We start from the raw sequence: 7,469 nt of genomic DNA on the forward strand, positions 1-7,469 counted from the left end.
GAAAAGCCGGTGGGATACGCAGCCTTTACGAAGTATTCGTAATTAGAGTCATACTTCAGCCCCTCATCGGTAAATGTCAGATCGGTTGTAGAACCTACTTGGGCGGATTCATTTGATATTGCCATTGTTGAGGTAGAGACGAATTTGGGGTTATGGCCGGTCTCTCTGCGATATATATCATATTTAATCTTATAGTCATCCGGAACTATTTGCAGCGGGACTTTCCAGGACAGCGTGCATGTAGTTGGAGTCCGCCGGGTGATCGCCATATTTCGTGGTTTGTCTAAATTAGCAGTTCCTACGGAAATATACCAGGTTTTCAATATTTTATTACGGATTACTAATGTCCCGCTGTCCGGCGTTACATAGTTTACCCCCAGCTGCAGGGGCTGAAAACCGGTGGCGGTTTCAACACTGTAATCGTTAACATCGCCGGTAACAATTCCGTATTCGTAGTCCTTGACGGGGAAGGTTTTATGTATCGGATCCAGGGTTAAAGTATAGTTGTTCGGATTAAACACAAAAAAACTCTGCATATCCTTTAGGGACAGTTGGGAATAAAAACACTCGGCAGGAATAAGAGCTTTGGATTCTTCTAAAGCATATCCGTAAGGACCCACATCCGCGGTATAGATTTCAAGTGAGAACGCTTCATTTGAACTATTGGAATCCGTTTGCATCTTGCCGACACGAAATGCGAAAGGTATGAATTCGTCTTTTTCGTGAATGGTATCTCCTAATACAACATTAGATATATTCATAGCAAGGCTCGTACCCCATCTTCCTATGTCCATTCCGAAAAAACTCAGAACATAATCAACATTATATTTTTTACTGGGGTTGACCACAATAAAACCTGTTCTTGGCATTTTTATATAGCCGCTGACTTCCCCCCAGACATAACAGTCCCGAACATCGGACGTCTGAGGGGAAGTATCTGCCGATTCCCATTTATCCGCATCCAATGAACCGGCCGACAGAGTTTCGGATCCCAGATAAACGGAGCGGTCAAAATTATTATAAGCTTCCAGAGTTTTCTCTTTACTTAAATTGTCGACCATAACATAATAATCTACATAAGTGTTAAAACCTGCAATATCTAATTGCATAGCAAACCTGCTGGAATTACTGGGAACCGCGGTTGTGGGAGTGTAAGATCTTGATGCGCTGTACCAGTTGATGGTCAATCCTCCTTGCTTGCTTTCATCTTTAAACAGGTCTCTCGGGCTGACAGCCTGGGTCGTCATGGGCAGCAGCGTCAGATTTAATAAGATACAGAGTATCACGCTTAATAATCGTTTTGCTTTCATATCGTTTCCTCCTTCTTAACCCCTTATTGCGAACAGCATGTTGTCCACCGTCAGACGCAGAGGTAAGATGCTTTTTTCGTCTGGGATCGGCTCAGGCCAGCATATGGCCTTTTCCTCCAGCGTGATGTCTTTGAAGCGGCTTAAATCTTCCAGACTGCTGAACGGTATGGTCTTTATGATATCGCGCATATTGAAGATGATCTTGTTGCCGTGCTCGAATTCCACCAGCAGGGTATAATCATCATTGGGCGTGACCTTGAGTATCTTGCTCATCAAGCAAGGCCTCCTTTCAATTTGGAAGACGTTTCCGGGCATTCGCCGCTCCTTGCCCTCCATGGCACCGCGGCATACTTCCCATCCGTGGGAATAAAAAATCCCCCATACTGAGAAGTATAGAGGATGATTCTTTGTCCCGGTATCTACCGAACGGTATATTTTTGTATGAAAAATTAAAAAATCTTCAACTTTTGCGCTTTTTTTATGGCCGCAGTCCTGCCGCCAACCTCCAGTTTCAGGTAAATATTATGCAGATGGGTCTGCACGGTGCCTGCGGTAACATAAAGCTTTTCGGCGATCTCATTCCTCTTGAGGCCTTCTGCAGCCAGGGTGAGGATTTCAAATTCCCTTGCCGACAGGGAAGCTACGCTTCGGGTGGAGTGCTTCAGGCTCTCCATATACTGCCCGCAGGCTTCCAGCACTTTCTTTAGGTATGCGTCCCGGGAATCGCTGTGGGCGATGTGCCTGACCATGTCTATGACGGCGGGCGCGTACTCGGCGAAGGGCAGGATGATGCGGTCCTCCCGCGCCATGCCGAAGGCTTCGCGGAGGGCAGCGCAGCCCGCCTCCATGCCGTAAAGCGGATATTGCGCCGCCGCCCTGAAAATCTGATTGTGTAAAAAGCCGAGCTGGTTGTGGAAGATGTCGAAACAGCGGGCAAATTCATCAGTGAGTATTTCGAGCTTGATGAAATTCTTGGCGAGCAGTAGCGCCTTGCCGTAGACAATATAGTTGAAGCCCAGGCCTTCGTAAAAAAAATGCGCGGGGGACATATCCCCGGTTTGCAGCCACAGGGGGATACTGTCGAGCCGGGTGAGACAGCCGTATACGTATCCTTCCACAAGTTCAAGCCCGGTGTTGTAATAGGGGTTGTTCACCAGCGTCACATCCTGCCTCAGCTGCCGCAGAAGCTCCAATGCTTCATCGGTCTTCCCCTGATGGAGATACAACCTGATCAAAGCATGGTAAGCGCAGATCATAAGACCGACCTGTTCCTTGGTCTGCGCTTTGTAAATGGCTTTGAAGGCATTGAGCTCCGCCGCCTGCCAGTCGCCGGTTTCTAGCGCGTATTCGGCCAGAGCCACATAGTCGCAGCCGGTGCCGCAGCCGTCGGCCAGCTCGGCAAAAATCGGAAAATCCGATGCCATGAGCTCCGTGAGCTCTTTGAGGCTGCCCGGCTCCCTGTAACAGGTATAGAGAAGATGGGGAGAGCCCAGGGTGAACTCAGCCTCCCGCTTTTGCAGAAAGGAAATATCCCCGTTAAGCAGATGCTGCGCTTCCTTCATACAAGCGGTCATTTCCTTGGCGTCATTGAACACGGCAAAAATCCGGGTGAGATAAAGTTCTGCGAGAATGCGGTTTCTTCCGTGCGGGATGGGGCCTTGGACTTGCTCGCAAGCCTCCTGCAGCTCATTCAAGCGCCTCACGCCGTCCTGAAAAGCGTCGGGATCCCCGTTTGTCAAAATGATGGCGATATACTGCAAATAAGCCAGCGGATATTTGAGAAGCGTCTCGCGGGGCAATGCGGCAAACAGCTCTAAGACGCCGTCAAAAGTGGCGGCATCGCTGGTGATGGTATCTGCGTTGTCCAGCAGTGCGAGGATGCGTTCCGTCTCACCCGCGCGGCAGAGATAGCCGTATGCGGTTCTATATTCCCTTCGCGCAAGGTGCCATTCGCCAAGCCGCCGATTGAGCGCGGCACGTTCCTCTTTATCCTTCTGCTTACCCCGAAGGAAATCCAGCAGCACGTTGTGGATTTTATAGACCCCCGCCGCCTCGTCGAAGGCAACAAATGCGTTTTCACGGCGCAGCTTTTTAAGGGTTTCCTCCGATTTTTCTTCCTGCGTTACAAACACGGACTGCTCCGCCGTGAAGACGTCCATCATGGAAAGCCGTAACAAAAACCTTTGGATGCGCTCGTCGTATGCGTTATAGAGCACCTTCTCCACCAGCTCGTTGATAGCGCCGTTTCGACCCACGGAGATACCCCGTTCCATGCCGAGCATGATAAGATAAATCAGTGAAATCCAACCGCCCGTGTAATCACCAATTTTACTTATCTCGTTCTCGCCGGTCGTAAAGCCCATCAGCGCGCAATAGTCCCGAATTTCACTGTTGGTAAAGCGCAGCGTATTTTGAGACACGACATTGCACAGCCCTTTTACGGCAAGCTCGGTGATGTCAAGATTTGTCGTATCGCGGGTCAAGATTACAATGTGAAAATCGTCCGGCATTTCCATTACAAAGCGCCTGAAAAGCGCGGTCACCCGCATACTTCTTGTAAGGTGGAAATCGTCGATGACAAGAGTGGTATTGGGTTTGTAATCCATTTCATTGAGGATGGAGATAATCGCCGCTGTCTGCGGTGTGTCGGAAGGGACACCGAGCTTTTTGAGGCTGATCTCCGCCGCCTGGTCAAATTTACCGATTTCGGCCGCAAGCCTTTCCCAAAACCACGACGCCGTGTCATCTTCGGATAAAAAGGAAGTCCATATGACAGGAGTGCCTTTTAAAGCAAGGAATTCACGCACTGCAGTGGTCTTGCCGTAGCCAATAGGGGCCTCCACGATGGTCATTGGATAATCGAAGATGCTTTCCAAAGCGCGGTTGACTCGCCCGCGCTTGAGGGCTTTGAGCTTTTTTATCGCGGTGCACCTCCTATCCAGAATATTGGTTATATAAATCCATCGTCTATAATGGGAAAATAGTTGAGCCGAAAAAAATAACTTTATGCCGCCAGCATACAACAAGTGGCAGTACCTGTAAAGCATTCCGCTATCCGCTTGTACCGCTGCATCCAGTCCTCCGTTGGATACCCGGCGCATACCGGAAGCAAATCCCACCCAACGGCTCCAACGGAACATGCGAAGCATGAACACTCCCCACACTCGGCTTATTCCTTGAACAGCTTCAATATCTTTTTAGTATCTGGAGCAGGTAGTGTGGCTCTCCCACCACCTGAAGTTTGCGCCCCTTTTGTCAACAAAAGCCCTCGTAGTGAAAAATATGTTATAATAAATAGAAAAATTGGCATATCTTAAAGGCGTTGCATGAAGGGGTGTTGTTCGTGTCCAAAGTAAGGCAATATAACACGAAAAGCCTATACTTCCCAAGTCGAATAATAAAGAGTCTGGACGGAATTCTTGACCATCCCCTTACCATCATCGAAGCGCCCATGGGCTATGGCAAAACTACTTCCGTAAGGGAGTATTTAAGAAACGCCGGAGTGGATATGCTGTGGCAAATGGTTTATGAAAGCTCAACCGCAAGCTTTTGGAACGGCTTCGCCAAACTGTTCCGCGAATTGGACGATGACCGTTCCCAAAGCCCTGTCCATCTCCGTTTCCCGAATGACACCGTATCAATGCAGGAAGCAATTAAATTAATTAAGGATATTAAGCTGCCGGATAAAACTGTTTTAGTAGTCGACGACTATCACCATATCAATAGTCCCGCTGTCAACAGCTTTATTGAGATTCTTGCAGAAAAGAAAATTGACCATCTGCATATCGTCCTGATCACGCGCATTGCGAAATTCCAAAGACTTGAAGAACTTGCCCTGAAAGGTTATCTGCATTATATATCCAAGGAAACCTTCGAGCTTCTGCCAAATGAAATCATGGCATATTACAAAACTTGCGGGATAACCCTTGGTGACAGTGAAGCCCAGCAGCTTTATGCGGACACTGAGGGATGGATTAGCGCCCTATACCTAATCATGTTGGAATATGTGGCCAACCGGTTTAACCCCCTATTATTAGAGTCTATATCCCAAAATCACCTGATTACATAGAATTTCAATACAAAGCTGTTGATTATACTTTCCATGAAGGACCGGCGGCCTTGACAGCCCTAAGGGCTGAGGTGCTGTTAAAAGCATCGACTCGGGATGCAGGTCCGGGGCTGCTAAAACTTTTGCGGCCTTCCCGGCCGAGATTTTGTCAGCCAGGGGCAGCGGCTTGTCACCGGCGCGGACCCTGCGACCGCCCCTATTGGTTCCGTCTTTTGCCACAAGCCTTCACCTCCTTGCTGTGGCAGGGTTTAATCCCCCGTTTGAACCGTGATTTTTGCGCGCGAAGGGGGCCGCCCGTTCTCCAGGGCAGGGCTGTAGAGATTTTGCCCCCCTACCCTTGAGTTTTCTTTGTTTCTTTGATAGTATTTAATCAAAGATTCTTTGTATATTTTCTGTTGGATCAGCATATACTACCAAAGGAGGAATACTAGTGCCGCAAGTTAAAACCAAAGGAGAAAATCCTATGATAAAGAAACGTATCTCGGTATCTCAGAAACGTCAGATAACCATACCGATTGAGTTTTATAACAGCGTCGGCATTGACAAGGAAGTGGAATGCTATGTCCAAAACAATGCCATCGTCATCCGTCCCGTTCGGGAAAGCGGCGGAGAATTTGACGAACAAATCCTGGCCGATTTAATAGCCCAGGGTCTTTCAGGACAAGAACTGCTGGATAAGTTTAAGGAAACCCGCCGCCAAATCTGTCCCGCTGTGGAACGCTTGCTTGATGAAGCCCGTCTTGCTGCTCAGGGCCAAGCATCAAGCAAAACTTATGAAGATGTTTTTGGCTCGGAGGCAGACTGATGACCAAATTAGTCATTCTGCCTCCCGCCGCTCGCTATCTTAAAAAGCTAAAAGAGAAATTCCGAGCAGCCATTGATCAGATTCAATTGGATCCCTATTGTGGTGATCCCAAAACCGGTGATCTTTCCGGCATATATTGCTGCGACATTTTCCATAACAAAACCAACTACGAACTTGCCTATACCATTATTGAGGAAGAGGACGAAACCGTCGTCGTTATACTTGCGGGTACCCGCGAAAACTTCTATGAAGAACTGAAGCGATACATGAAGTAAGGATGCCGTTCCTAACAGCGCACGTATCTCTTTAACCCCACCGGCCGCCTTCTTTTGCAGTTATTCTCGAATGGCAGCTAGTGCATAACGCCATGAGATTATCCGCTGTATGGGTTCCACCCCTTGAAAGCGGTACAACATGGTGCACCTCCTCAGCTGGTGTCAATTTGCCTTCCTTCTGACACCTTTCGCAAAGGGGATGCTCATTTATATACCGGTCGCGAATGCGCTTCCAAGTCCTGTTGTAGCGTTTCTTCATGGCGGGGTCGCGCTGATTGCGTTCATATCGTTTTGTCTCTTCTTTGGTGTGCTCCTCGCAAAACCTTCCGTACGTCAGCTTTGGACAGCCAGGGTAGGAACACGGCCGCTTGGGCTTAAAGGGCATTAGTGATCACCTCGTTATAGGCATACAAAAAGCCCTCGCAGATATGACCCTACGAAGGCTCTCGATGTGGCTTCCGATACTATTATTATACAGTGCCCTTAAGCAAACACTCCCTCAGAATTCCCTCATCTTTATCCGAACAGCATACTGCGCAGGTGGTTAAGCGCGTTGCTCCGCAGCCGCTCGATATGGCTTTCGCTGTAGCTGAGTTCACTCATCAGACGGTAGGTTGCGCCGGACTTCTGGTTGTCACCCATGTAGAATTCAGATAGGATGTGCTGCTCAGTGTCCGTCAAGCTTGACCAGGCAGGCTCGAACCATGCCATATACTCTATCGCCTGGCTGTAGCGTTCCCGCAGGATGTCCAGCTTGTCAATCTGCGCCGCCAGTTTGTCGGCTCCAGCCTGCGGATTCCTTGCGGACGGCATACTGGATAGCTTGGGGGTTCTGGGCGCAATCATTTCTTCGTACACACTCTTTATTTCCTCTGGAGTGTTGTTGATGATAAACCGCATGTTGTTGTAGTCGCGGATGGCGGCAATCGTCGCCGCATTTTTGTTGATATATTTCAGCGCAATCATGCTACCACCTCCTTCAGGTTTGCTTTTACCGCGTCAATTAGAGC

The 7,469-nt window shown here is 48.7% G+C and carries 8 protein-coding genes and 1 pseudogene; 3 read left to right on the plus strand and 6 right to left on the minus strand.

Annotation, left to right across the window (positions count from 1 at the left end; translation table 11 throughout):
- From B2633_RS13090 to B2633_RS13100, 3 genes are all read right to left on the minus strand, one after another.
- Nucleotides 1-1,310 (minus strand): fibronectin type III domain-containing protein (locus B2633_RS13090; RefSeq protein ID WP_483171157.1); only part of this gene is annotated, 1,310 nt, incomplete at its 3' end.
- A 15-nt stretch (nt 1,311-1,325) separates the two neighbouring features.
- Nucleotides 1,326-1,583 carry a DUF2442 domain-containing protein gene (locus B2633_RS13095; RefSeq protein WP_483171159.1) on the minus strand — a complete coding sequence of 86 codons (258 nt, stop codon included), beginning with the start codon at nt 1,581-1,583 and terminating at the stop codon, nt 1,326-1,328.
- Nucleotides 1,584-1,759: 176 nt separating this feature from the next.
- Nucleotides 1,760-4,186 carry a helix-turn-helix transcriptional regulator gene (locus tag B2633_RS13100; protein ID WP_483171160.1) on the minus strand — a complete coding sequence of 809 codons (2,427 nt, stop codon included), beginning with the start codon at nt 4,184-4,186 and terminating at the stop codon, nt 1,760-1,762.
- A gap of 467 nt (nt 4,187-4,653) precedes the next feature.
- On the opposite strand from B2633_RS13100, the gene B2633_RS13105 reads away from it, so the two are divergent.
- Nucleotides 4,654-5,379 carry a helix-turn-helix transcriptional regulator gene (locus tag B2633_RS13105; protein WP_483171162.1) on the plus strand — a complete coding sequence of 242 codons (726 nt, stop codon included), beginning with the start codon at nt 4,654-4,656 and terminating at the stop codon, nt 5,377-5,379.
- A gap of 120 nt (nt 5,380-5,499) precedes the next feature.
- Here B2633_RS13105 and B2633_RS13110 read toward each other — a convergent pair.
- Nucleotides 5,500-5,598, minus strand: a pseudogene (locus B2633_RS13110) (terminase); the annotation flags it as partial.
- Nucleotides 5,599-5,842: 244 nt separating this feature from the next.
- On the opposite strand from B2633_RS13110, the gene B2633_RS13115 reads away from it, so the two are divergent.
- Both B2633_RS13115 and B2633_RS13120 read left to right on the plus strand, forming a co-directional pair.
- Nucleotides 5,843-6,184, plus strand: coding sequence for an AbrB/MazE/SpoVT family DNA-binding domain-containing protein (locus B2633_RS13115; RefSeq protein ID WP_483171164.1), 342 nt, complete (start codon nt 5,843-5,845; stop codon nt 6,182-6,184).
- On the plus strand, nt 6,184-6,459 hold the full coding sequence (locus tag B2633_RS13120) for a type II toxin-antitoxin system RelE/ParE family toxin (protein ID WP_483171163.1): 276 nt from the start codon (nt 6,184-6,186) through the stop codon (nt 6,457-6,459). The genes B2633_RS13115 and B2633_RS13120 overlap by 1 nt, the downstream gene beginning before the upstream one ends.
- A 31-nt stretch (nt 6,460-6,490) precedes the next feature.
- Here B2633_RS13120 and B2633_RS13125 read toward each other — a convergent pair whose 3' ends face one another.
- A complete protein-coding gene (locus B2633_RS13125) occupies nt 6,491-6,844 on the minus strand; it encodes an HNH endonuclease (RefSeq protein WP_240082779.1) in 354 nt (117 codons plus the stop codon).
- A 131-nt stretch (nt 6,845-6,975) separates the two neighbouring features.
- Nucleotides 6,976-7,425: a sigma-70 family RNA polymerase sigma factor gene (locus tag B2633_RS13130; RefSeq protein ID WP_240082780.1), complete on the minus strand. Its 450-nt coding sequence runs from the start codon at nt 7,423-7,425 to the stop codon at nt 6,976-6,978.
- Nucleotides 7,426-7,469: the final 44 nt, after the last annotated feature.

It is taken from the genome of Syntrophomonas sp. UBA1041, from assembly GCF_002316705.1.
In the GTDB taxonomy this organism is placed as follows: Bacteria; Bacillota; Syntrophomonadia; order Syntrophomonadales; family Syntrophomonadaceae; genus DTU019.